The organism is Pseudomonas sp. A1230 (assembly GCF_044218825.1).
Classification (GTDB): Bacteria; Pseudomonadota; Gammaproteobacteria; order Pseudomonadales; family Pseudomonadaceae; genus Aquipseudomonas; species Aquipseudomonas iridis.
On sequence record NZ_CP162582.1, the window covers coordinates 1,486,668 to 1,508,397 of the forward strand.

The following is a 21,730-nucleotide window of genomic DNA, read 5'->3' on the forward strand; positions in this document are numbered from 1 at the left end:
CAGTGTCCACACAAAATTCGGGAAGCTAATCGGGATCCCTGTGGGAGCTGGCTTGCCAGCTCCCACAGGTTAGCGGGGTGTAATCAGGCCTCGGTCAGATACCAGCGCCAATCCTGCTCACCCACTTCAGCCATGAATTGCCGATACTCGGCACGCTTCACCGCCAGATACACCCCGAGAAATTCCTGCCCCAGCGCATCGCGTGCCCACACCGAGTTTTCCAGTGCCTGCAACGACGTCAGCCAATCGGTTGGCAGCAATTCCTTGGCTTGCGCATAGCCGTTGCCCTCAACCGGCGCGCCCGGATCAAGGTTCTCCCTAATGCCCCGATGTATGCCGGCAAGAATCGCCGCCGCCGCCAGATACGGGTTGGCGTCGGCGCCGCAGATGCGGTGCTCGATGTGCCGGGTGTTGGCCGGGCCGCCCGGTACGCGCAGGCTGACGGTGCGGTTGTCGACGCCCCAGGTCGGCGCCAGTGGCGCGTAGCTGTTGGCCTGAAAGCGTCGGTAGGAGTTGGCGTTCGGGCAGAACAGCAGCAGCGAATCGAGCAACGAGGCGAGCATGCCGCCAATCGCCGTGCGCAGCAGCGGTGTGCCGGCCGGGTCTTCGGAGGCGAACAGGTTGCGCCCCTCGCCATCGGCGAGGCTGACATGCATGTGCATGCCGGTGCCGGCCAGATCATCGAACGGCTTGGCCATGAATGTCGCCTGCATGCCGTGCTTGTGCGCCACGGCTTTGACCAGTCGCTTGTAGCGCACCGCCTGATCCATCGCCTCCAGCGCATCGCCGTGTTCGAGGGTGATTTCCACCTGACCCGGTGCGTATTCCGAGATCGCCGTGCGCGCCGGAATGCCGTGCAGTTTGCAGGCGCTGTAAAGGTCGGCGAGGAACGGTTCGATCTGTTCCAGCTCGCGCAAACCGTAGACTTGGGTATGTCGCGGTCGACCACCATCAGCATCGAGTGCCGGTTGCGGACGACCGTTGTGATCGCGTTTGGCGTCGAGCAGATAAAACTCCAGTTCGCAGGCCATCACCGGGTTGTAGCCCTCGGCCTTGAGGCCGTCGATGACCTTGATCAGCAGGTGTCGCGGGTCGGCAATGCTGGCGGGCATGCCCTCGGTCGGGTGCATGCTGACCTGCACTGCAGCGGTCGGAATCTTGCGCCACGGCAGGCGCACCAGACTGCCTTCCAGCGGATAGGCGCGGCAGTCGATATCGCCGACATCCCAGACCAGACCGGAGTTCTCGACGTCCTCACCCTGCACGGTCAGACCGAGGATAGTGCTGGGTAGCGGGCGACCGCTTTCATACACGGCGAGCAATTCTTCGCGGTGCAACAACTTGCCGCGCGGCACGCCGTTGGCGTCGAGGATGAACAGCTCGATCATGTCGATGTCGGGGTTTTGTTCAAGGAACAGGCGTGCGTCTTCAATGGCTGCGAATTTCATGGCAAACACTCACGTTGGCGCCGCACAGGCGCGCAGGTTCAGGCCGGACGCGGCGCGAGAATAGGCGCGGGCGTCCTGGCAGGGAATATCAGGGAGCAGGGGGCTGTCGCGGCTTTAAACGCGCGCGATCAGAGCGTCCGGGCGATATCCGGCGGGCGTGCGGAGTGACGCAGCTTGGAACGGCGCAGGGCCATGGGGAGATTGACGATACGATTCATACGCCGCCCCTGTGAGAGAGGGCGCGCTGAGTAGAGACGGTCAACGATTCTGGTTGTTGTAGTGACGTGCTCATAACGCATGTTTCCGTTGGCGGAAAACGTCGGCGGCGGGACTGACCCGTCGACCGGTGTGCCCGGATAGTAAGGGGGAATCCGCGGGCGTGTAAACGACTGTTTCCGGGATGCGCTGTGACCGGTTACTCAGCGCAGCAGACGAACGCCCGGTCTCACGGAGACGCAAACGATCAACATGACATGGCTCCCGCGCTTGGAAACGGGGTGATCAGCTCAGGACATAATCGACCGGCTTCAGCGGCGGCGGAAGATCCGCCACGCCGAGTTCGGCGAGAATGTCGCGCTCGATCGTGCGCACCAGCGCGTCGGTCGGCAGATCATTCTCATCGCGGCCAAACGGGTCTTCCAGTTCATCGGCAATCGCGTCCAGACCAAAAAAGGTGTAGCTGACAATCGCGGTAAACAAGGGCGTCAGCCAGCCCAGCGGTTCGGCCATGGCGAACGGCAGCAGAATGCAGAACAGGTAGATCGTGCGGTGCAACAGCAGCGTGTAGGGAAACGGCAGTGGCGTGGTTTTGATCCGCTCGCACACGGCTTGCGCTTGCGTCAGGCTGGTCAGGTGATTGGCCAGCAGCATGTAGCGCCACTCGCTCAGCTCACCGTTTTGATGCAGGTCGGAACACTGCTGGCCGACCTGTTGCAGGATCCGCGCGCTGTAATCCGGCACCCCCGCATCGTGTTTTGGGGTGATCCACTGACGGCTGGCGTCGGCTTCACTCTCCTTGCGCAACCGCGCATTGAGCGCATGGGCAAAACCGCACAGGTTGAGCAGCAGCGGTTTGCGTTCTGCGGATTCGCGGATGACATGGGTTTCGCGGATGACCGACCGAATGTGCACGATCACCTCGCCCCAAGCCTTGCGTGCCTCGTACCAGCGGTCGTAACAGGCGTTGTTGCGAAAGCTCATGAAGATCGACAGCGACAAGCCGAGCAAAGTGAACGGCGTGGCGTTGACCTTGGTGAAACTGCTCGGATGAAGGATTTCGACCAGCACGATGGCCGAGGCCAGCAGCGTGACCATCAAGGTGCGCAACGCGATGCGCTTGGCAATCGAGCCCTTGAGGGTGAAGAGAATGGCGAACTGGCTGACCTTGGGTCTGATGATCATGCAGAGCGGTCCCGATAACGCAGGAAAGCGGCGGATCAGCCGCCGGTCATGTTCATGAAGCGTACGACCTGGACGTCGTCGTTGATTTCGAAGTTATGCCGATACGGTTTGATTTTCATCGCCTCGATGATGGCGTTCTCCAGACGTTGCGGATGCCCCGGATGAGCGCGCAGCACTGCTTTCAAATCCACCGAATGTTCGTTACCCAGACACAGTAGCAGACGACCTTCGACGGTGAGCCGCACCCGATTGCAGGTGCCGCAGAAGTTGTGGCTGTGCGGCGAGATAAACCCCAGGCGAATCTGCGGGGCCTCGGCCAGACGCCAATAGCGCGACGGGCCTTGAGTCGATTCCGTAGAGTCGATCAGCGTGTAGCGCTCGGCGATTTTCTCGCGGACCTGCACGCTGGAAAAAAACGACTCCGCGCGGCTGTGGTCGCTGATGATCCCCAGTGGCATTTCCTCGATGAAAGAAATATCGAGCTGACGGTCGATGGCAAAACTCACCAGATCATTGATCTCGTGATCGTTGCGGCCCTGCATCACCACGCAGTTGAGCTTGGTGCGGGTGAAACCGGCCTGGCGCGCGGCATCGATGCCGTCGATCACTTGCGCCAGATCGCCGGTGCGGGTCATCTGCTTGAAGCGCTCGGGATCGAGGCTGTCGAGGCTGATGTTCAGGCGTTTGACCCCGGCGTCGAACAGCGGCGCGGCGAGTTTGCCCAGTTGCGAGCCGTTGGTGGTCAGGCACAGTTCACGCAGGCCGGGCAACGCGGCGATCTGTTCGCACAACTGCACCACGCCGCGACGGATCAGCGGCTCGCCGCCGGTGAGGCGAATCTTGCGGGTGCCCAGCGCGACGAAGCTCTGCGCCAGTTGAAAGATTTCTTCCAGCGTCAGCACTTGCTGGCGCGGCAGAAACTGCATGTCTTCAGCCATGCAATAGACACAGCGGAAGTCGCAACGGTCGGTCACTGACATGCGCAGATAGTCGACGCGGCGGTTGTGAGCATCGATCAGGACGCGCTCTGTCATGACAGCCTCGCAGTATTGAAACCGCTGATGAACGGGTTTGGACGGGCAGGGTAGGCGTAACTGCCATGGGCGTCCAATCAGTGAAAGTTAACGGCTGATTGATCGCGTCGATGATCAAGTGTGGGAGCTGTGTTGGTCGAAAATCCGTGAACACCGCAAGACCCTGTGGGAGCTGGCTTGCCAGCGATGAGGGCCGCACAGTCGACATTGATGTTGGCTGACCCACCGCCATCGCTGGCAAGCCAGCTCCCACACATTTTGTGGTGTGCACAGAATCAGTACACATCACCGAACATTGCCGGCGTGAGCCTGAGGGTTATTGCGCACCAAACATCGCGGTCCAGTAAATCCCCGCATCGCTTTTCGGATCGGTCGCATAAGCGGCCCCCAGTTCCTTATATTGCGGGTTCATCAGGTTGGCGCAGTGGCCGGGGCTGGCGAGCCAGCCGTCGACGACTTTGCCCACGGTGTCTTGGCCGGCGGCGATGTTTTCGCCAACCAGTTGCCCGCTGTAGCCCGACAGCTCAGCGCGATCGCCGGGGGTGCGGCCGTCGCGGTCTTTGTGGTCGAGGTAGTTTTTGTTGGCCATGTCGCGGCTGTGATCCTGAGCGACAGTGCCCAAGGTCGCATTCCACGCCAGCGGTGCGGCGGCGGCGAAGGCCTGGCCGCCACACTGGCGTGGCTGGCTGCGTGCGGTGTTGAGTTGTTCGAGCAATTTTTGCCCTTCACTCTGCGCGTCGCCAAGTTTGGCTGACAGCAGCGGCCGCGCCAGCACAATGCGCCAGTCGCGATCGGCGCGGCTGACGCCGACATCGACAAACTGCGGATCCAGCACGACCTGACAGAAGCTCTCCTGAATCGCCTTCATCGCCGACGCCGCATCGCGTGGGCCGTTGAGGGTAATCGCCTGTACGTTGACCATCGGGTAACTGGCGCTGGCCATGGCTTGCTGCAGATTGACGGCGCCGCTGGCCGGCAACCTCAGGCGTGGATCAGCCGACAGGGGCGGCAACTCACTGGACGCCTGCGTGCCACAACGTTGCGGCTGGCTGCGATAGCTGTTGATCGACTCGATCAGTTGCAACTCGTCGGTGGCCATGGCCGAGGCGGCAAACATCAGGCCTGCGGACAGCGCGGCAAATCGCAAAACGGACGGCATGAAGCGCATGGAATTCTCCCTTGAGCTGAATGCGCCCATGATGCGCGAAACGCCCCCGGTGGGTGCAATGTCTTTTTCTTCCGTCGACAGTTTTTCTACGGAACGCTGCGGTTGATTTAGCCGTCTACACTCAGCCAAGACCCCGGGATCCGGGCGTCTCCCCGACGTAACACCTTGCCCGAACCGGGCCCTGCCGGAAGAATTCACATGGGATTGAAATGGTTGGCTGGCTGCTTCGCAATAACCCTGTTGGCCAGCGCTGCGTGGGCCGCCGATCAAGCGCCGATCAAAGCCAAGGCCGAAGAGAAAGCCCAGGTGCTGGAAGAAAAAGCCGCCGATAAAGTCAGCGCGGCACCGGCGCCGAAATCCGAGGCGATTACCCCGAAGGAAGTGCAGGCGGTCGACCCTGCCGGCGCCGCGCCGCTGGATGATCCGATCACTTGTCTGGCGCGCAGCATCTACTGGGAAGCCAAAGGCAAGGACACGCCGGAAATGGAGGCCGTGGCCAGTGTGGTGATGAATCGCCTCGGCCACGAAGGTTTTCCAGACACGGTGTGTGCCGTGGTCAAGCAAGGTTCCGAAACCAGGAGCTGCCAGTTTTCCTGGTGGTGTGACGGGCGTCCGGATCAGGTCAAGGAAGACGCCGAATACGCGCTCGCCAAGGAAGTTGCCGGCAAGGCGCTGAACCGTCAACTCAAGGATCGCACCAACGGCGCGTTGTATTTCCACGACCGCAATGTCCACCCGAGTTGGGCCAGGGAATACCGGAAAACCGCCGAGACGAAAAAATTCCTCTTTTATAAACCCGCTGGCGGCGACGCGCGCTAGGCGCAGACTTCCCGCACACAATCGCGCAACCAGCGATGCGCCGGATCGGAATCCATGCGCGGATGCCAGAGCATCGACACGCTGATCTGCGGCATCTTCAATGGCAGGTCGAAACTGTGCAGGCCCGTGCGCAGTTTGCTGGTGTGACGTTCCGGGACGGTGGCAATCAGGTCGGATTCACGAACCAGCGTCAGTGCCGCCGAAAACCCGCCGAACGACGTGACGATGTCTCGCGTCAGTCCGCACTCGAGTAGCGCTTCATCTATCGGACCGCTGCTGCGCCCGCGCCGTGACACCAGAATATGCTGGCCTGAGGCGAAGCGTTTGGCGCTGACCTTGCCTGCGCTCAAGGGATGGCCCTCACGTACCACACCGATCCAGTGATCGTGAAACAGGATGCGGCTGTGCAGCGTCGGGTCGGTGCTGTCGTCGACTACACCAGTCTCCAGATCCACCCGGCCTTCGCGCAGCAGCGTGCTGTCCTTGTCGGCTTTCTGCACAAAACGCAGACGCACGTCGGGCGCCTCGGCGGCAACGCGGGCAAGCAGGGCGGCGGCGAAGGTTTCAACAAACCCGTCGGTATTGCGCAAGGTGAAGGTGCGTTGTAGCTGCGCGGGATCCAGCACTTGCGCGGGGCGCAAAACCGCCTCGGCTTCCTGCACCAGATGGCTGACCCGTTCGCGCAATTCCAGCGCACGCGGGGTTGGCACCAGGCCTCGACCGGCGCGCACCAGCAACGGATCTGCGGTGGTTTCGCGCAGACGGGCCAAGGCGCGACTCATGGCAGAAGGGCTCAACCGCAGGCATTTGGCGGCGCGAGCGACGCTGCCTTCACGCAGCAGCACGTCGAGGGTGATCAGCAGGTTCAGATCCGGCGTAGTCATGACATGGCGTTCCATGCAGGTATTGAGTGCAAAGCATGCGTCTTGCGCCTTGTATTGTCGAGGCTCAGGCTATGGCGCATGTCCTTTGTACAGTGAGCACGCCATGCCCAGACAACCCCTCGATACCCAAGCCCGCTGGGCGCTGACCAGTCTGGCGCTGTCGATGTTGATGCCGTCGCTGGACACCAGCATTGCCAACGCCGGGTTGCCGACGCTGGCGGCGGCGTTTGATGCAACGTTCCAACAGGTGCAGTGGATTGTTCTGGCGTACCTGCTGGCAATCACCACGTTGATTGTCAGCGTCGGACGTCTGGCCGATGGCTTTGGTCGGCGGCGATTGCTGTTGATCGGGATAGGCATTTTCACCAGTGCTTCATTGTTTTGCGCGCTGGCCCCGGGGCTTGGCTGGCTGATCGGCGCGCGGGCGGTGCAAGGCATTGGCGCAGCGATCATGTTTGCATTGACGGTCGCGCTGGTGGCCGATGCGGTGCCCAAAACGCGAGCGGGCAGTGCGATGGGGTTGCTGGCAACGATGTCGGCCACCGGCACCACCCTCGGCCCGTCGCTGGGTGGGTTGTTGATGGCGCATGTTGGCTGGCAATCGATATTTTTACTCAACGTGCCATTGGGACTGCTCAACGCATGGCTGGTGTACCGCTATCTGCCCGCAGATCGGGCCGCAGGGCCGCGAGTTGCGTTTGATTACCTTGGCAGCGGGGTGCTGGTGTTGACGCTGGCGACCTATGCGCTGGCGATGACGCTTGAAGGTTTCACGCTGAGGTTGCTGTTGATCAGCCTGTGCGGCGTGGGTTTGTTCATCGTGATCGAGATGAAAGCCAGGGCACCGCTGATTCGCCTGTCACTGTTCGCCGATCTACGCCTGAGTGGCAGTCTGGCGCTGACGTTGCTGGTGACGACCGTGATGATGACCACGCTGGTGGTCGGGCCGTTTTACCTGAGTCGCGGTTTGAGTCTGAGCCCCACCGTGGTCGGGCTGGTGTTGTCGGTCGGGCCGTTGCTGGCTGCGCTCGGTGGCGTTCCTGCCGGACGGCTGGTCGATCGTTTCGGCGCACAGCGGGTGGTGCCGGGCGCCTTGCTCGGGATGGTTTGCGGTTGCGGGTTATTGGCGCTGCTGCCGATGAGTTTCGGATTACCTGCTTACGTGTTGCCGATGACGGTGATCGCCGGCAGTTACGCGCTGTTCCAGGCGGCCAACAATACCGGGCTGATGGCGGCGGTCAGTCAGGACCAGCGCGGCGTGGTGTCGGCGCTGCTCGGGCTGGCCCGCAATCTGGGGTTGATCACAGGCGCGGCGGCGATGGGCGCGGTGTTTGCCGTGGCCACCGGTAACCCGACGCAAGCGCCCGCCGCCGTCATCGGCAGTGGCATGCACATCACTTTCGGTGTGGGCACGGCATTGATGGTCATGGCCCTGATCATCAGCCGAATGCAGATCAACGACAGGGGCGAGCCTGCTCGCGATGGCGTCGGCACAGCCAAAACAACCGGTGACTGAGACTGCCTGGGCCGAAAAATTATGGACACCACAAATCCCTGTGGGAGCTGGCTTGCCAGCGATGGGGTCGGCACAGTCGACTGTGATGTTGACTGACCCACCGCCATCGCTGGCAAGCCAGCTCCCACAGGTGGTTGTCGCAGTGCGGGGGGCACACCACCCCTAAAGGGTTTTGTGGTGTTTCTCTTAGCTGGCGTGGGTACTGATGATGCTCGCCACCTGCTGCGGCTGGCAGTTGAGATACGGCGACTTCCTCAGCCAGCGCTGATCCGGGTACCACGAGAACATGAACTGGCCGTTCTTCAGTTTGTCGATCACCTGTTTCGCAATCTGCGGGCGGACGGCCGGGCAGCCCTGGCTGCGACCGATGCGGCCCTGACGCTTGCTCCACAACGGATTCACGTAATCGGCGGCGTGAATGACGATAGCGCGATCACGCGCCAGATCATTGAAGCCGGGTTCCAGACCATCCATGCGCAGCGAGTAACCATGAGTGCCGCTGTAGCTTTCCTGGGTGCGGAACAAGCCGAGGCTGGATTGAAAGCTGCCTTCGACATTGGAAAACTGGGTGGCGAAGTTTTCCCCGGAGTTGGAACCGTGGGCGACCAGATCGCGCAGCACCAGTTTTTTCCGGTTGAGGTCAAAGATCCACAGTCGGCGTTCGGTGGACGGTTGCGAATAGTCGATGATCGCCAGGTGGCGGGACGGCTTGGCTCCGCTGTTGACCGCACATTGCATGGCGCTCAAGGCACCTTTCAGCGCCTGGGGATTGAGTTCTGGCGCGGCGTGCGCGAGGCTGGTGAAGAGAACCGGCGATGGTTTGCCGGCGGCAAAAGCTGGACTGCTCACGGCGACAAGGGTCGCGGTGGTCAGCAGAAGTCGGCGCAAATACGTCAACATTTATAAAGTGTCCTCAACTTGCTACTTATTTGGCACTTTGGCTCCTGACGTCCAGTCGTAACCTGCAAGCCCGAAGTTCGAGCCTGACTGTTCAGCGCACCTGATGTAAGGTGGCCATCATCAAGGTGGCCATGGATTGGAGTAAAGCAGTTGTTCAAAAAGTACGCATCCTACTTGAGCATTTGTTTGCTCGCAGCGCCGTTTGTCGCTTGTGCCGATGAATCACTGCCGCCATTGCAGACGCTGCCGACACCTCCTGCCGAAATGCCGGTCGAGTTGCAAAGTCCATTGCATGCCGTATTGATCGGTCTGCCACAGACCTGCCCGGCGCTCGCAAAGCAGCTCAGCGGCCCGTCGTTGCAACAGCTGCAAGCCTTCTATCAGCAGCAAGACTGGATGCCGGTCTGGACCAGCGAGTCGGGACGATTGCAGGCTTTGCAGACGCAACTGCCGCTGTTGGCCGACGATGGGCTCAGCCCGCAACGCTATCCGGTCGCGTTGGCCGCGCCGCAGGATGGCGAGTTGTGCGCCGATATCGATATCAGCCGCTATTACCTGCAAGCCCTGCAGGATCTGCATTACGGCCGTCTGCTGCAATCACACTTCGAGCCGTTGTGGCATGCCGATGACACACAGCGTGACCGTCAGGCCGAACTGCTGGCGATAGCCGTGCCGGGTATGCATGACATTCCTGCAGCATTCGACCTGGCCCGTCCGCACTTGGCGCAATATCAGAAACTGCGCCAGCTCTACGCCGCGCAACGGCTCACAGCCTTGCCGAAATGGCAGTCGGTGGGCAGCGGGCCGCTGTTGCGCCCCTCCATGGAAGACAAGCGCGTGCCGGAACTGGCCCAGCGCTTGTACAGCGAAGGCTATCTGAGCCACGCGGTCGGCACTACCGACATTGTTTACGAAGGCGCGTTGGTGGACGCGGTGAAAAGCTTCCAGGCCAATCATTCGTTGCAGGCTGACGGTGTGGTCGGGCCGGGGACGATTGCCGAACTCAACATCAGCCCGCTGACCCGCCGTGAGCAACTGCGGGTCAACCTTGAGCGTTTCCGTTGGCTGGCCCAGGACATGGAGCCCGATGGTTTGCTGGTCAACGTCGCAGCGGCGGAACTGACCTTGTATAAGGGCGGGGAACCGGTGTGGCAGACGCGCACCCAGGTCGGCCGTGCCGAGCGCCAGACCCCGCTGCTCAAATCCCGTGTCACGCGCCTGACGCTGAACCCGACCTGGACCGTGCCGCCAACCATCTGGAAGGAAGACAAACTGCCGGAGATCCGCAAGGACCAGACCTTCCTCAGTCGGCATAATCTGCAAGTGCTGGATGCCAACGGTCAGCCGTTGGCGGCCGCAGACATCGACTGGGACCACCCCGGCAACATCCTTTTGCGCCAGGACGCGGGGCCACGTAATCCGTTGGGACAGATGGTCATTCGCTTCCCCAATCCGTTTTCGGTGTACCTGCATGACACGCCGAGCAAGGCATTGTTCGACAAAGGGCCGCGGGCGTTCAGCTCAGGCTGCGTCAGGGTCGAGCACCCGATGCAACTGCGCGATCTGCTGCTCAGCCCTGCGGAAAGGGCGCGCACCGACACCTTGCTCGCCACCGGCGCCACCCATGAGTTTCGCTTGTCGGCGCCGGTGCCGATCCTGATGACCTACTGGACGGCGCAGGTCGACAGCGCCGGTCACGTGCGTTACTCGCCAGACATCTACAGCCGTGACAGTGCCTTGCTGGTAGGCCTGGATCGCGCGCATTGAGCTTCAGCGGTCGCGGCGATTCCACAACACCCGCGCCAGCCATGCATCGATGCTCAACTTGCCGGCGCCGGCGAACACCAGCGGCACCAAAGCTGCCAGGTAAATCGCCGGCAGCTTGAAGTTGCCGAAGCCCTTGTTGGTGATCGCGTAACCCTGGGCCAGTTCGCTCAATGACGACCAGTCGGCAGGCCAGTGCACGGCGGCGGTGGCGACGACGGTCACCACGATCAGCGACATGGCCGAGATTCGCGTGCCGAAACCGATAAGGATCGCCAAGGCGCAGATCAGCTCGGCCCACATCGACAGTTCCCAGTTCAGCGTCGACGGCAGGTGATCGAAGGGAAACGGGAATTTGTCCTGAATGTCTTCAAACCAGTTCTGCCCGTTGAACTTCTCGAGCCCCGACTCGAAAAATTCCCAGGCGATAAACACGCGCAGGGTCAGCGGCGCCAGCCAGGCACCGGCGCGGTCAAGGTTCAGGTGCAAGCCTTTGACGGCGCTCGAAAGGGTGGTGGTCATGGGGAATCTCCGGTGGATCGGGTGAGTGGGATCGACCGGGTGATTTGAGCGTTGGGGTGTATCGTTGGTGTGTCGCCACTGTGCGAATTTGTGCATTGGATGTGTCTGCCGCCTGGCGGTACACAGTGCGATACAGTCCACTGCATTCCCCTGTAGGAGCTGCCGAAGGCTGCGATCTTTTGATTTTGTCTTTAAAAAACCAAATCAAAAGATCGCAGCCTTCGGCAGCTCCTACATTGGGATAGTGTCTGGTCTTGGAACATGTGCGGAACGTGTAGACGCCATCGCTGGCAAGCCAGCTCCCACAGAGTCTAGCGGCGAACACAAGTTTTCCATCCGCCACAAAACCCGTGGGAGTTGGCTTGCCAGCGATGAACGATGATGCGGTCTACGGCTTGGCCACCCGCCACAAATACCAAGCTGCCACCGTCCGATACGGACTCCAGCCCAAACCAATCTCAACCATTTGCTTACGGGTCGGTTGCACCTGCAACCCCTTCAACCGCCGATACCCCTCGCGTACGCCAAAATCATCCGCCGGCAAGATGTCCATCCGCTCAAGGCTGTAAATCAACAGCATCTCCACCGTCCAGCGCCCGACCCCGCGCAGGCTGACCAGTCGCTCGATCAGCGCTTCATCATCCATTGCCAACGCCGTGGCGTAATCCGGCACCACGCCATCCAGCGTCGCCTGGGCAATCCCCTGAATCGTCGCAATCTTGCCCGCCGAAAACCCACAGCTGCGCAGTTGATCAAACCCGGTTGCGAGGATTTGCTCCGGTCGCGGAAACGATTGCCCGGGAAACAACCCGACCAACCGACCGACAATCGCATCTCCAGCCTTTGCATGCAGTTGCTGATAGGCAATCGCACGCACCAGCGATTCGTATGGATCGCGCGCCGGATGCGGTTGATGCAGGCAAGCGCCGACCGCGGCGATGTGTCGTTGCCAGTCGGCATCGAGCGTGGCGAGGAATGAGCTGGCCGTCTTATAAGCGTCAGCCACGCTGACAGCCCGGGCTGTTGATTGACCTGTCGAAATCAATCCGTGTGCTGCATGCGTCCATCGAAATCCCTTTTTATGAGTCGATTCAAGTCGTCAGAAAGCCAGTTGTTGTGTGAGCTGAACGGCGGCGTTTTCCAGCCTCAACAGGAACGCCTTGCGCGGCTGACCTCCACCATAACCGGTGAGCGAGCCGTCCGCGCCGATCACCCGATGGCAGGGCACCACAATCGATAGCCGATTTTGACCGTTGGCCAGGCCCACCGCGCGACTGGCGCCGGGTTTGCCCAGGCTGGCGGCAACGGCGCCGTAGGTGCTGGTTTGGCCGTAGGGGATTTGTTGCAGGGCTGACCAGACTTGCCGGGCGAACTCACTGCCGGGCAGGTGCAAGGCGACGGTGAAAGTGGTCAAGCGGCCGGTGAAATACTGCGCCAGCTCATGCTCGATCTGCTGTAGATGCGCGTTATGCCCCGGTGCGACCACGTAGCCATAGTGGTTTTGCAATTCCTCGACTTCCCGGGTCAATGCCGGCCGGTCGAGGAACTCCAGCAACACCAGGCCGCGTTGCTCAGCCATGGCAATCATCGGGCCCAGCGGCGTGGTCAATCGGGTAAACAACAGCGGTTCACTGTGGGCGGTGCGGCCCGGGGTGATGTGGAATGATTTCTGGAAAGCATCGCGAAACCCGCTCAGCGATTCATACCCGGAATCGAACGCTGCGTGGTCGATCGAGGTGCCTTGCTTGATCCCGCCCAGTGCCATGCCCAGGCGCCGGGTACGCAGCCAGGCATGGAACGTCATGCCGAAATGCTGCTTGAACCAGCGCCGCAGCTTCAGCGGCTCAATGCCTTCGGCGAGCAATTGCGCATCGCTCCAGCGCAGCTCGGGGTCAGCGTCGACGGCCGCGAGCAAACGCTGTATCCAGTCCGGTGCAATGGCCGCAGCGTCCAGCGGTTTGCAGCGCAAGCAAGCGCGGTAACCGGCGCTCATGCATTCGTCGGCATGGGCGAAGAACTCGACGTTTTCCGGTTTCGGTTTGCGTGCGGTGCAACTGGGACGGCAGAAAATCCCGGTGGTTTTTACGGCCGTGAAGAACACGCCTTCATAGGCAGTGTCGCGTTCGAGCATGGCGCGAACCATCTCGGCATGGGGCGGCAGGGCAGCGGTTTGTATGTTCATGGGGTGAGAGTAAAACCAGATTCTCGATGGCTCCACCGAAAAATCGACAATGAATTCCGGCTAACGCTGAACTATTGTAGGGGCTGCCGCAGGCTGCGATCTTTTGATGTTGGTCCTGAACAAACAAGATCAAAAGATCGCAGCCTGCGGCAGCTCCTACAGTTTGTTGAGGTCTGCCCAATGCATCCGTTTGTAATTCAGCACATTGATCACATCGTCCTGCGCGTCGCCGACTTGCAACGCAGCATCGATTTCTACGGCCAGGTGTTCGGCGCCGAAGTGGTCAAATTCAACGAACCGCTGGGGCTGGTGCATTTGCGCGCCGGGACGTCGATGATCGATCTCGTTGACCTTGCGGGCGACATCGGCCGCCAGGGTGGTGGAGCGGCGGGTGCGGAGGGGCGCAACGTCGATCACTTCTGCCTGCGAATCGAGCCATTCGATGAAGCGGCGCTGATCGAGCACTTGCGGGCACATGGCCTCAGCGTGGAAAAAGCCGCTACCCGCTTCGGTGCCGAGGGCAACGGCTTGTCGCTGTACTGTTTCGACCCGGATGGCAATCAGGTCGAACTCAAAGGTCCGTCGCAGACTTAAGCCCGCTTCGCAGGACCATACAGTCAGGCGGTGCCGTCGCGGTACAGCAACCCCAGGCGCATCAAATCGGGTCGAACTTTTCGCGTCAGAGGGAACTCTGAAATGTCCGAGGGCCGTGGTTTCGTCTGAAAAAACGATTTGCGCGGTCAGAAATGTCGTTTGACGTGTAAAATTTCACGCGACGTTTTTACACCCCGAATGGCCCCAGGCGGCCTCACCAAGAGCGACATACATGCAAGCAAAGGCCCGTGAGGTTTATGTGCCACCGGTGCTGCAAGATTTGCGGGCCGGCACTGCCGAACTGCACATCGCACTGGAAAAACGCCTTCCTTTTTTCTCCGATACGCTCGATTTACCTGCTTTCAAGCGCTTGATAGCGGCCTATTACGGCTTCTATTTCCCGCTGGAAAACGCATTGCAGCGCAGTGGTTCAGTCCCCGACGATTTCGACCTGACGCCACGCCTCAAAACCCATACATTGCGCGGCGATCTGCAAGCGTTGGGGTTAGCGCCCGCTTCGCTGGAAAACCTGCCGATCTGCGATCAGTTGCCTGTAATTGATTCGAGCGCTGCGTGCCTGGGTGTGCTGTACGTGCTCGAGGGCGCAACCCTCGGCGGACAGATCCTGCGTCGAGAAATCTCCGCACGGTTGGGCCTTGAAGCAGACAACGGCGCTGCCTTCCTCGATGTCTACGGCGCTGCCACCGGCCGTCGCTGGCGCGATTTCATCGAATACCTGGGCAATCGCCCGATGGACGCTGATCAGCGCAAAGCGGTCGTGCTGGCCGCGCAAACCACATTCAGTTGCTTCGAGCGCTGGCTCGAATGCCAGGAGGTATTGGCATGAATCCGCAAGACAAGAAAGACTTTGAAGAACTGCTGGCCAACTGTGCTGACGAGCCGATCCGCTTCCCCGGCGCAATCCAGCCTCACGGGTTGCTGCTGACGTTGAGCGAACCGGCGCTTGAGATCATTCAGGTCAGCGCCAACGTCGAAACCTTGCTGGGCCGTGCGCCAGAGGCGTTGATTGGCCAGCCATTGGTGGATTTGCTGGGTGAAGTGCACACAGCACAGGTGCGTGAGGCCTTGCAGCAAGCGGCGTTCTTCGACGCGCCGCGGTTGTACCTCCACCTCAATGGCACCGCGTTCGAGGGGTTGCTGCATCGACATCAGGGCGTATTGATTCTTGAGCTGGAGATTCACGTCGAAAACTTCCAGCCGCGCAATGTTGCCGGCAGCCAGACAAATCTGGGGCGCATGCTCCAGCGTCTGCAAGCGGCCACGACGCTGCAGGCGCTGTACGACATCAGCGTCAAGGAAATCCAGGCGATCACCGGGTATGACCGGGTGCTGATCTATCGTTTCGAAGAAGAGGGGCACGGCCAGGTCATCGCCGAAGCGTCCGATCCGTCAATGGAAGTCTTCAACGGACTGTTCTTCCCGGCCTCGGATATTCCCGAGCAGGCGCGGGAGCTGTACCGGACAAATTGGCTGCGCATCATCCCCAACGCCGACTATCAACCGGTGCCACTTGTACCGAAGTTGCGTCCGGATACGCAGACGCCGCTGGATTTGAGTTTTGCGACGCTGCGCAGCGTGTCGCCGATTCACTGCCAGTACATGAAGAACATGGGCGTGCTGTCGTCGATGAGCATTTCCCTGCTCAAGGGTGACAAGCTCTGGGGGCTGATCAGTTGCGGCAACCGTCAGCCACTGCATGTACCGCATGAATTGCGCACCGCTTGCCAGACCATCGGCCAGGTGCTGTCGCTGCAGATCAGCGCGATGGAGGCGCTGGAGGTCAGTCGCCAGCGTGAAGAGAAGGTCGAAGCGCTGGCGCTGCTCAATCAGGCCATGATCGATTCGCCGCAAAATGTCTTCGACGGCTTGGCCAATCAGCCACAGGTTCTGATGGCGCTGGCCGATGCCGGCGGTGTCGCAATCATTGAAGACAAGCAATTGCATCGTTACGGCAACTGCCCTGAACCGGAAGACATCCGCGCCCTGCACAAATGGTTGCAGGAAAGCGCCGAGCCGGTGTTCGCCAGTCACCATCTGGCCAGCGTTTATCCACCCGCCGCGCAGTATCCCCACGTGGCCAGCGGCGTACTTGCCATGAGCCTGCCAAAACCGGTGGACAACGGCGTGCTGTGGTTCCGAGCGGAAGTGAAAGAAAACATCAACTGGAGTGGCGATCCGCGCAAGCCGCTGGATCTGGAAAATTCTGATTCGGGCATGCGCCTGCGCCCGCGCACCTCGTTTGAAATCTGGAAGGTCGAGATGGCCGGTATTTCCGCCAAGTGGAGCCATGGCGACCTGTTTGCGGCCAACGATTTGCGCCGGTCGGCGCTGGAAAACGATCTGGCCCGTCAGGTACGACGCGAGCAGGAAGCCGTGCGTGCCCGCGATGAACTGGTGGCGGTGGTCTCCCACGACCTGCGCAATCCAATGACCGTCATTTCGATGCTCTGCGGCATGATGCAGAAAGCGTTCAGCTCCGACGGCCCGCACACCTCGCGGCGAATCTCGACGGCCATCGACACCATGCAACAGGCGGCCGGGCGTATGAATACGCTGCTCGAAGACTTGCTCGATACCTCCAAGATCGACGCCGGGCGATACAGCATCACGCCGCAGAAACTCGACGTCAGCCAGATGTTCGAAGAGGCGCAAGCCTTGCTCGCGCCGCTGGCACTGGACAAGGACATCAGCATTTCTTTCGCGGCTGATCCGGATCTGCGCATTCATGCCGACCCGGAGCGGCTGTTTCAGGTGTTGTCGAATCTGGTGGGCAACGCCATCAAATTCACCCCGCGCCTGGGTTCGGTTGGCGTGCACGCGAAATCAGTCGGCAATGAAATCGTCTTCATCGTGCGCGACAGCGGCGAAGGCATTCCCAAGGAACACCTGCCTCACGTGTTCGACCGTTACTGGACGGTGAAAGAAGGTAATCCGACTGGCACCGGCCTGGGTTTGTACATCAGCCAAGGCATCGTCGAAGCGCATGGCGGCCAGATCTTCGCCGACAGTGAGCCGGGGCAGGGCAGCGAGTTCCGTTTTACTGTGCCGCGCCTCGACTGATCCAATTGCCTGCACTTCGCCCCTGTAGGAGCTGCCGCAGGCTGCGATCTTTTGATCTTGATTTTAAAAAACAAAGTCAAAAGATCGCAGCCTGCGGCAGCTCCTACAGGGGTTAGTCGTTTCAGGTTCAGGGTGATTTTCTTCAATACCGGTGACCAGTCGCTGGTTACCGTGAGCACCTTGTTCCTCGTTTTGAAGCAGGTGTGCGATGAGTCTTGTTCTTTCGATGGCGGCGTTTGCTCTGGCAGCGTCCATTACCCCCGGCCCGGTCAACATCGTGGCGCTGAGCTCCGGTGCGCAGTTCGGCTTTCGCGCCAGTCAGCGACATGTCGCCGGGGCGACGTTGGGGTTTGTGCTGTTGCTGGTGCTGATGGGATTGGGCCTGCACGAAATCCTCAAGCTCTGGCCATTCATGACCCGCGTGGTGCAACTGGCCGGGGTGGCGTTTCTGCTGTTCATGGCCTGGAAGCTCGCGACCGATGACGGGCAACTGAATGCCGGCGACTCGGGGCGTGCCCCATCCATGCTCTATGGCGCCGTCATGCAATGGCTCAATCCGAAGGCCTGGCTGGCTTGCGTCGCCGGCATGGGCGCGTTTGTTGCTGATGGCGAGGCACGGTTGGTTTGGCAGTTTGCGGCGGTGTATCTGGTGATCTGCTATTTGTCGGTGGGCTGCTGGGCGTATGCCGGGACGTTTTTGCGCGGATGGTTGGGCAATCCGGCGGGGATGCGCCTGTTCAATCGGCTGATGGCGGGGTTGTTGGTCGTGAGTGCGGTTTATCTGTTGCTACCGTAGTTGCTTGAAGATCAAAAGATCGCAGCCTTCGGCAGCTCCTGCACCGATCCTTGTAGGAGCTGCCGAAGGCTGCGATCTGTTGATTCTGAACGACCCGGTCAGCCGCGATACTGGCCGGGCGTCGCCGCCAGATGCTGTTTGAATGCCCGTTGAAAATGCGCCTGATCGGCAAACCCCGCCTCCAGCGCCACATCGGCAATCAACTGCCCGCTGCGTAATCGCTCGCGAGCGAACTGGATGCGTTGGTTGACCAGAAAAGCATGCGGCGTCATGCCGAAATGTTGCTTGAAGGCGCGGATCAGGTAGGACGGTGACAGCTGCGCCGCGCGGCAAATGTCATCCAGGCTCAGCAGATCGGTGCAGTGTTCACGGATGTAGTCGGCGGCACGTTCGAGCTTGAAATTCGGCTCGCGCACCGGCTGTTGCGCCGGGTTCAGGCGCAATTGCAAATCGGTGAAAAACTCCACCGCTGCGCTCTGTTTGCAGAGGGCATCCTGCTGGGGGTCGACGAGGATTTCATACAAATCGTTGAGGTCGCCGAACAGGCTGGCATCGTTGACATGGGTGGTCGCAAACCGGCGAAACTCAAGCTCCACACCGAAACCCAGTTGGTGTTGCAGATCGGTCAGCCAAGGTGTCTCGACATACAGCATCAGGTACGACCACGGCTGATCATCAATCGGATTACACGCGTGCACATCGCCAGGATTCATCAACACCACAGTGCCGGTGGCGACCTCGAAATGTGCTTGCTCATGCACATACGTGCTGCGCCCGGCTGTGATCGCACCAATGGAAAAATGCGCGTGGGAATGCCGCGCGTAACACACCTCGCGACCATCGGCGATGGCCCGCGCCTCAATGAACGGCAGGGCCTCATCACGCCAGAAGCGCGGGGCTTTTTCAGGGTTTTTGGCGGCAGCGTGTTTCATCATCGTCCTTCCCGGCAGGCCAGCGCCCGAGTGTATTAGCTCTGGCCGGCAAAGGCTCGTTGCAGTCTGTAGTCAGACCGGTAATTTTCGCGTCATCGAAGATCGAGCAGTAGAACCTCGCGGCGGCTCCAGCCTGATTGTCGAACCACAGGCACGGGTGAGTTTTTGAAAGCGTTGCCTGGCAGTCGTCCTCGGCAGGTAAGACGTGCTGGATTAACAGCGTAGTCAGTCCTTCGTCGATTAGTGGTGCCGTAGATCGATTTAAACTGGCGTGCGGGAATGTGTTTACGCACGGTACACATGGGTGAACAGAGGAGATCCACCATGGACCGATTCACGGGTGGCTGCCTATGCGGCGACATTCGCTTCGAAGCCTCGGGGCAACCCTACCGCGTGGGACTTTGCCATTGTCTCGACTGCCGCAAACGCCATGGCGCGTTGTTTCATGCCTCGGCGATTTTTCCTGCGAGCGCAGTGACGGTTACTGGCGAAACGCGTGACTACAATGGGCGGTTTTTTTGCCCACGCTGTGGTTCTCCCGTGTTTACGCGTTCGGCTGATGAAGTTGAGGTGAACGTGGGGTCGCTCGATCAGCCTGATCAATTCAAGCCCACTTATGAGCTCTGGACGATTCGGCGTGAGTCCTGGCTGCCGGCGCTTCCTCTTGCTCACCATTACGAACGGGATCGCGAGGGTCGTGGGCGTTCCGATGACTAGTGCGTGACGGGGCCGCAGGACAAGATCAAAAGCGGTGTGCACCGTCGGCACGTTTTTAAACAGCCAAAAGCAGACCCTCTCCCAAAGGGAAAGGGAACTGACCGAGGTGTTGGCGAGAAGTACACCGACGTGGGATATCGAGTCGAACTCAAGTGTTGAAAAGCCCAGATATCGGCTCCCTCTCCCTCGGGAGAGGGCTGGGGTGAGGGGCGAGCACACCAAGAGACCCAAAGCCGACCGCCTGAGCTTCTCACCACTCAAGTTGCCATATTTCACTGTATGCACTCAGAACCCGTGGGAGCGAGCCTGCTCGCGAAAGCGGTGGGTCAGTCAGCATGATATTCACTGACAAACCGCTTTCGCGAGCAAGCTCGCTTCTACAGGGCCAAGTCTCTGACTCCAGAAATGATCACCCGCGAATAAACGCCAACAAATCCGCATTAATCGTCGCCGCCTCAGTCGTCGGCATCCCGTGCGGAAATCCCGGATACGACTTCAACGTGCCATTTGGCAGCAATTTCGCCGACAAAGGCGCCGAGTTCTCATAGGGAACAATCTGGTCATCTTCGCCATGCATCACCAGCACCGGCACCGTCACGCGCTTTAGATCCTCAGTGAAATCGGTCTGCGAGAACGCCACGATGCCGTCGTAATGCGCCTTCGCGCCGCCAATCATGCCCTGGCGCCACCAGTTGGCGATAACACCTTCCTGCGCCTCGGCACCCGGTCGGTTATAGCCGTAGAACGGACCGCTCGGCACATCGCGATAGAACTGCGCACGATTGGCCGCAAGTTGTGCCTGCAAGTCATCGAACACCGATTTCGGCAAACCACCCGGGTTGCTTTCGGTCTTGACCATCAGCGGTGGCACCGCGCTGATGATCGCGGCTTTGAGGACTTTGTCCTGGCCATGGCGGGCGATGTAGTGGATGACTTCACCGCCGCCGGTGGAGTGGCCGACGTGCACGGCTTTTTTCACGCCCAGATGGTTGACCACCGCAAGGACATCATCGGCGTAGTGATCCATGTCGTGACCGTCCCAGACCTGGCTCGAACGTCCATGACCACGGCGATCATGGGCAATCACCCGAAAGCCTTGCCCCAGAAAGAACAGCATTTGTGCATCCCAGTCGTCGGAGCTGAGCGGCCAGCCATGGTGAAAGTGGATGACCGGGGCGTCCTTCGGTCCCCAGTCCTTGTAGAAAATTTCGACGCCATCTTGGGTGGTGACAAATCCCATGTTCGCTACTCCTGACACATATGGAGGGCAACCCGCGAGATGTTCGCGAATCGGTTCGCTGGTACGAAGTGTTCCTCTGGCGGCGCAGTGCGAGCCGTTATCAACTGTAGGATTAAAGTCGACATGTGCATGACCGGTGGTCGCCACGTCTGGCTTGAGGCGCAAATTAGGCTTTGCTGAAAGGGATAAGCCGAGGCGCGCGCAGGCTTTACAGCCGCAGTGACGTCCCTTCAGAACACCGTGAGTCTGAGGAAAAACCCGATGCTGACTTTGAATATCAATGGCAAGGATCAAGAGCTCGACGTCCCCGCGGACATGCCGTTGCTCTGGGTCCTGCGTGATGTCGCGCACCTGACCGGCACCAAATTCGGTTGCGGCATGGCGCAGTGCGGCGCGTGCACCGTGCATGTCGATGGCGCGCCGTTGCGTGCCTGTATCACCCCGGCCACGGCCGTCGCCCATGGGCAGAAAATCCTCACCATCGAAGGTTTGTCCACGGATGGCTCGCACCCTGTGCAGCAGGCCTGGGCCGAACTCGATGTGGTGCAGTGCGGTTATTGCCAGTCCGGGCAGATCATGTCGGCCGCTGCCTTGCTGGCGAAAATCCCCAAACCTACCGACAGCGATATCGATCAGGCGCTCTCCGGCAACATCTGCCGCTGCGGCACTTACCCAAGAATTCGTGCAGCGGTCAAACGTGCGGCCGAGATCGGTTGAACCTGACGGGGAGAT

20 protein-coding genes and 1 pseudogene are annotated in these 21,730 nt (G+C 60.3%); 9 read left to right on the forward strand and 12 right to left on the reverse strand.

What is annotated here, in order from left to right; genetic code table 11:
• Positions 1-83: 83 nt before the first annotated feature.
• The 4 genes from AB4P97_RS07055 to AB4P97_RS07070 form a co-directional block, all read right to left on the reverse strand.
• Positions 84-1,448 (reverse strand): glutamine synthetase family protein, encoded by a 1,365-nt coding sequence (locus AB4P97_RS07055; RefSeq protein WP_047300728.1) that lies wholly within the window; start codon positions 1,446-1,448, stop codon positions 84-86.
• A 501-nt stretch (positions 1,449-1,949) separates the two neighbouring features.
• Positions 1,950-2,849: a bestrophin family protein gene (locus AB4P97_RS07060; protein WP_047300729.1), complete on the reverse strand. Its 900-nt coding sequence runs from the start codon at positions 2,847-2,849 to the stop codon at positions 1,950-1,952.
• Positions 2,850-2,884: 35 nt separating this feature from the next.
• Complete coding sequence (moaA, locus tag AB4P97_RS07065) at positions 2,885-3,883, reverse strand: GTP 3',8-cyclase MoaA (RefSeq protein WP_047300730.1); 999 nt, start codon at positions 3,881-3,883, stop codon at positions 2,885-2,887.
• 316 nt (positions 3,884-4,199) lie between these two features.
• The gene (locus AB4P97_RS07070) at positions 4,200-5,051 is read right to left on the reverse strand and encodes a CAP domain-containing protein (RefSeq protein WP_042558774.1); all 852 of its coding nucleotides are present in this window, start codon (positions 5,049-5,051) and stop codon (positions 4,200-4,202) included.
• A gap of 198 nt (positions 5,052-5,249) precedes the next feature.
• Between AB4P97_RS07070 and AB4P97_RS07075 the strand changes: the two genes are divergently transcribed.
• Positions 5,250-5,870, forward strand: coding sequence for a cell wall hydrolase (locus AB4P97_RS07075; protein ID WP_395602302.1), 621 nt, complete (start codon positions 5,250-5,252; stop codon positions 5,868-5,870).
• Here AB4P97_RS07075 and AB4P97_RS07080 read toward each other — a convergent pair.
• A complete protein-coding gene (locus AB4P97_RS07080) occupies positions 5,867-6,754 on the reverse strand; it encodes a LysR family transcriptional regulator (protein ID WP_395602303.1) in 888 nt (295 codons plus the stop codon). The two genes, AB4P97_RS07075 and AB4P97_RS07080, sit on opposite strands and share 4 nt — an antisense overlap.
• A 103-nt stretch (positions 6,755-6,857) precedes the next feature.
• Between AB4P97_RS07080 and AB4P97_RS07085 the strand changes: the two genes are divergently transcribed.
• Positions 6,858-8,270, forward strand: a complete 1,413-nt coding sequence (locus AB4P97_RS07085; protein WP_395602304.1) for an MFS transporter — start codon at positions 6,858-6,860, stop codon at positions 8,268-8,270.
• A gap of 186 nt (positions 8,271-8,456) precedes the next feature.
• Here AB4P97_RS07085 and AB4P97_RS07090 read toward each other — a convergent pair whose 3' ends face one another.
• Positions 8,457-9,170 carry a murein L,D-transpeptidase catalytic domain family protein gene (locus tag AB4P97_RS07090; protein WP_261736852.1) on the reverse strand — a complete coding sequence of 238 codons (714 nt, stop codon included), beginning with the start codon at positions 9,168-9,170 and terminating at the stop codon, positions 8,457-8,459.
• Positions 9,171-9,320: 150 nt separating this feature from the next.
• Here AB4P97_RS07090 and AB4P97_RS07095 point away from each other — a divergent pair, with 150 nt between their 5' ends.
• Positions 9,321-10,937: a murein L,D-transpeptidase gene (locus AB4P97_RS07095; RefSeq protein ID WP_395602305.1), complete on the forward strand. Its 1,617-nt coding sequence runs from the start codon at positions 9,321-9,323 to the stop codon at positions 10,935-10,937.
• A gap of 3 nt (positions 10,938-10,940) precedes the next feature.
• Here the strand turns inward: AB4P97_RS07095 and AB4P97_RS07100 are convergent, their stop codons facing one another.
• From AB4P97_RS07100 to AB4P97_RS07110, 3 genes are all read right to left on the reverse strand, one after another.
• Positions 10,941-11,456: a DoxX family protein gene (locus AB4P97_RS07100; protein ID WP_395602306.1), complete on the reverse strand. Its 516-nt coding sequence runs from the start codon at positions 11,454-11,456 to the stop codon at positions 10,941-10,943.
• A gap of 388 nt (positions 11,457-11,844) precedes the next feature.
• A complete protein-coding gene (locus AB4P97_RS07105; RefSeq protein WP_395602307.1) occupies positions 11,845-12,462 on the reverse strand; it encodes a DNA-3-methyladenine glycosylase family protein in 618 nt (205 codons plus the stop codon).
• 93 nt (positions 12,463-12,555) lie between these two features.
• Positions 12,556-13,638 carry a bifunctional transcriptional activator/DNA repair enzyme AdaA gene (locus tag AB4P97_RS07110; protein WP_395602308.1) on the reverse strand — a complete coding sequence of 361 codons (1,083 nt, stop codon included), beginning with the start codon at positions 13,636-13,638 and terminating at the stop codon, positions 12,556-12,558.
• Between the two features lie 180 nt (positions 13,639-13,818).
• Here AB4P97_RS07110 and AB4P97_RS07115 point away from each other — a divergent pair, with 180 nt between their 5' ends.
• The 4 genes from AB4P97_RS07115 to AB4P97_RS07130 all read left to right on the forward strand — a co-directional run bounded on the left by AB4P97_RS07115 (position 13,819) and on the right by AB4P97_RS07130 (position 18,109).
• Complete coding sequence (locus AB4P97_RS07115) at positions 13,819-14,232, forward strand: VOC family protein (protein ID WP_042558783.1); 414 nt, start codon at positions 13,819-13,821, stop codon at positions 14,230-14,232.
• Between the two features lie 232 nt (positions 14,233-14,464).
• Positions 14,465-15,079, forward strand: coding sequence for a biliverdin-producing heme oxygenase (locus AB4P97_RS07120; protein ID WP_042558784.1), 615 nt, complete (start codon positions 14,465-14,467; stop codon positions 15,077-15,079).
• Positions 15,076-17,313: an ATP-binding protein gene (locus AB4P97_RS07125; RefSeq protein WP_395602309.1), complete on the forward strand. Its 2,238-nt coding sequence runs from the start codon at positions 15,076-15,078 to the stop codon at positions 17,311-17,313. Before AB4P97_RS07120 ends, AB4P97_RS07125 begins: the two co-directional genes overlap by 4 nt.
• A gap of 208 nt (positions 17,314-17,521) precedes the next feature.
• Complete coding sequence (locus AB4P97_RS07130) at positions 17,522-18,109, forward strand: LysE family translocator (RefSeq protein WP_395602310.1); 588 nt, start codon at positions 17,522-17,524, stop codon at positions 18,107-18,109.
• 98 nt (positions 18,110-18,207) lie between these two features.
• Here the strand turns inward: AB4P97_RS07130 and AB4P97_RS07135 are convergent, their stop codons facing one another.
• Positions 18,208-19,041, reverse strand: a complete 834-nt coding sequence (locus tag AB4P97_RS07135; protein WP_395602914.1) for a helix-turn-helix domain-containing protein — start codon at positions 19,039-19,041, stop codon at positions 18,208-18,210.
• 70 nt (positions 19,042-19,111) lie between these two features.
• Positions 19,112-19,255 (reverse strand): annotated as a pseudogene (locus AB4P97_RS07140) (VOC family protein); the annotation flags it as partial.
• Between the two features lie 110 nt (positions 19,256-19,365).
• On the opposite strand from AB4P97_RS07140, the gene AB4P97_RS07145 reads away from it, so the two are divergent.
• The gene (locus tag AB4P97_RS07145) at positions 19,366-19,758 is read left to right on the forward strand and encodes a GFA family protein (RefSeq protein WP_395602311.1); all 393 of its coding nucleotides are present in this window, start codon (positions 19,366-19,368) and stop codon (positions 19,756-19,758) included.
• Between the two features lie 409 nt (positions 19,759-20,167).
• Here the strand turns inward: AB4P97_RS07145 and AB4P97_RS07150 are convergent, their stop codons facing one another.
• Positions 20,168-20,998 carry an alpha/beta fold hydrolase gene (locus AB4P97_RS07150; RefSeq protein ID WP_042558788.1) on the reverse strand — a complete coding sequence of 277 codons (831 nt, stop codon included), beginning with the start codon at positions 20,996-20,998 and terminating at the stop codon, positions 20,168-20,170.
• Between the two features lie 261 nt (positions 20,999-21,259).
• Between AB4P97_RS07150 and AB4P97_RS07155 the strand changes: the two genes are divergently transcribed.
• Positions 21,260-21,715 (forward strand): (2Fe-2S)-binding protein, encoded by a 456-nt coding sequence (locus AB4P97_RS07155; protein WP_007965305.1) that lies wholly within the window; start codon positions 21,260-21,262, stop codon positions 21,713-21,715.
• The last annotated feature ends 15 nt before the right edge of the window (positions 21,716-21,730 follow it).

Excerpts from the sequence above, each read along its gene's own strand:
- AB4P97_RS07055 (WP_047300728.1), bottom strand. The coding sequence starts at position 1,448 with ATGAAATTCGCAGCCATTGAAGACGCACGCCTGTTCCTTGAACAAAAC.
- AB4P97_RS07060 (WP_047300729.1), bottom strand. The coding sequence starts at position 2,849 with ATGATCATCAGACCCAAGGTCAGCCAGTTCGCCATTCTCTTCACCCTC.
- moaA (WP_047300730.1), bottom strand. The coding sequence starts at position 3,883 with ATGACAGAGCGCGTCCTGATCGATGCTCACAACCGCCGCGTCGACTAT.
- AB4P97_RS07070 (WP_042558774.1), bottom strand. The coding sequence starts at position 5,051 with ATGCGCTTCATGCCGTCCGTTTTGCGATTTGCCGCGCTGTCCGCAGGC.
- AB4P97_RS07075 (WP_395602302.1), top strand. The coding sequence starts at position 5,250 with ATGGGATTGAAATGGTTGGCTGGCTGCTTCGCAATAACCCTGTTGGCC.
- AB4P97_RS07080 (WP_395602303.1), bottom strand. The coding sequence starts at position 6,754 with ATGACTACGCCGGATCTGAACCTGCTGATCACCCTCGACGTGCTGCTG.
- AB4P97_RS07085 (WP_395602304.1), top strand. The coding sequence starts at position 6,858 with ATGCCCAGACAACCCCTCGATACCCAAGCCCGCTGGGCGCTGACCAGT.
- AB4P97_RS07090 (WP_261736852.1), bottom strand. The coding sequence starts at position 9,170 with ATGTTGACGTATTTGCGCCGACTTCTGCTGACCACCGCGACCCTTGTC.
- AB4P97_RS07100 (WP_395602306.1), bottom strand. The coding sequence starts at position 11,456 with ATGACCACCACCCTTTCGAGCGCCGTCAAAGGCTTGCACCTGAACCTT.
- AB4P97_RS07110 (WP_395602308.1), bottom strand. The coding sequence starts at position 13,638 with ATGAACATACAAACCGCTGCCCTGCCGCCCCATGCCGAGATGGTTCGC.
- AB4P97_RS07115 (WP_042558783.1), top strand. The coding sequence starts at position 13,819 with ATGCATCCGTTTGTAATTCAGCACATTGATCACATCGTCCTGCGCGTC.
- AB4P97_RS07120 (WP_042558784.1), top strand. The coding sequence starts at position 14,465 with ATGCAAGCAAAGGCCCGTGAGGTTTATGTGCCACCGGTGCTGCAAGAT.
- AB4P97_RS07125 (WP_395602309.1), top strand. The coding sequence starts at position 15,076 with ATGAATCCGCAAGACAAGAAAGACTTTGAAGAACTGCTGGCCAACTGT.
- AB4P97_RS07130 (WP_395602310.1), top strand. The coding sequence starts at position 17,522 with ATGAGTCTTGTTCTTTCGATGGCGGCGTTTGCTCTGGCAGCGTCCATT.
- AB4P97_RS07135 (WP_395602914.1), bottom strand. The coding sequence starts at position 19,041 with ATGAAACACGCTGCCGCCAAAAACCCTGAAAAAGCCCCGCGCTTCTGG.
- AB4P97_RS07145 (WP_395602311.1), top strand. The coding sequence starts at position 19,366 with ATGGACCGATTCACGGGTGGCTGCCTATGCGGCGACATTCGCTTCGAA.
- AB4P97_RS07150 (WP_042558788.1), bottom strand. The coding sequence starts at position 20,998 with ATGGGATTTGTCACCACCCAAGATGGCGTCGAAATTTTCTACAAGGAC.
- AB4P97_RS07155 (WP_007965305.1), top strand. The coding sequence starts at position 21,260 with ATGCTGACTTTGAATATCAATGGCAAGGATCAAGAGCTCGACGTCCCC.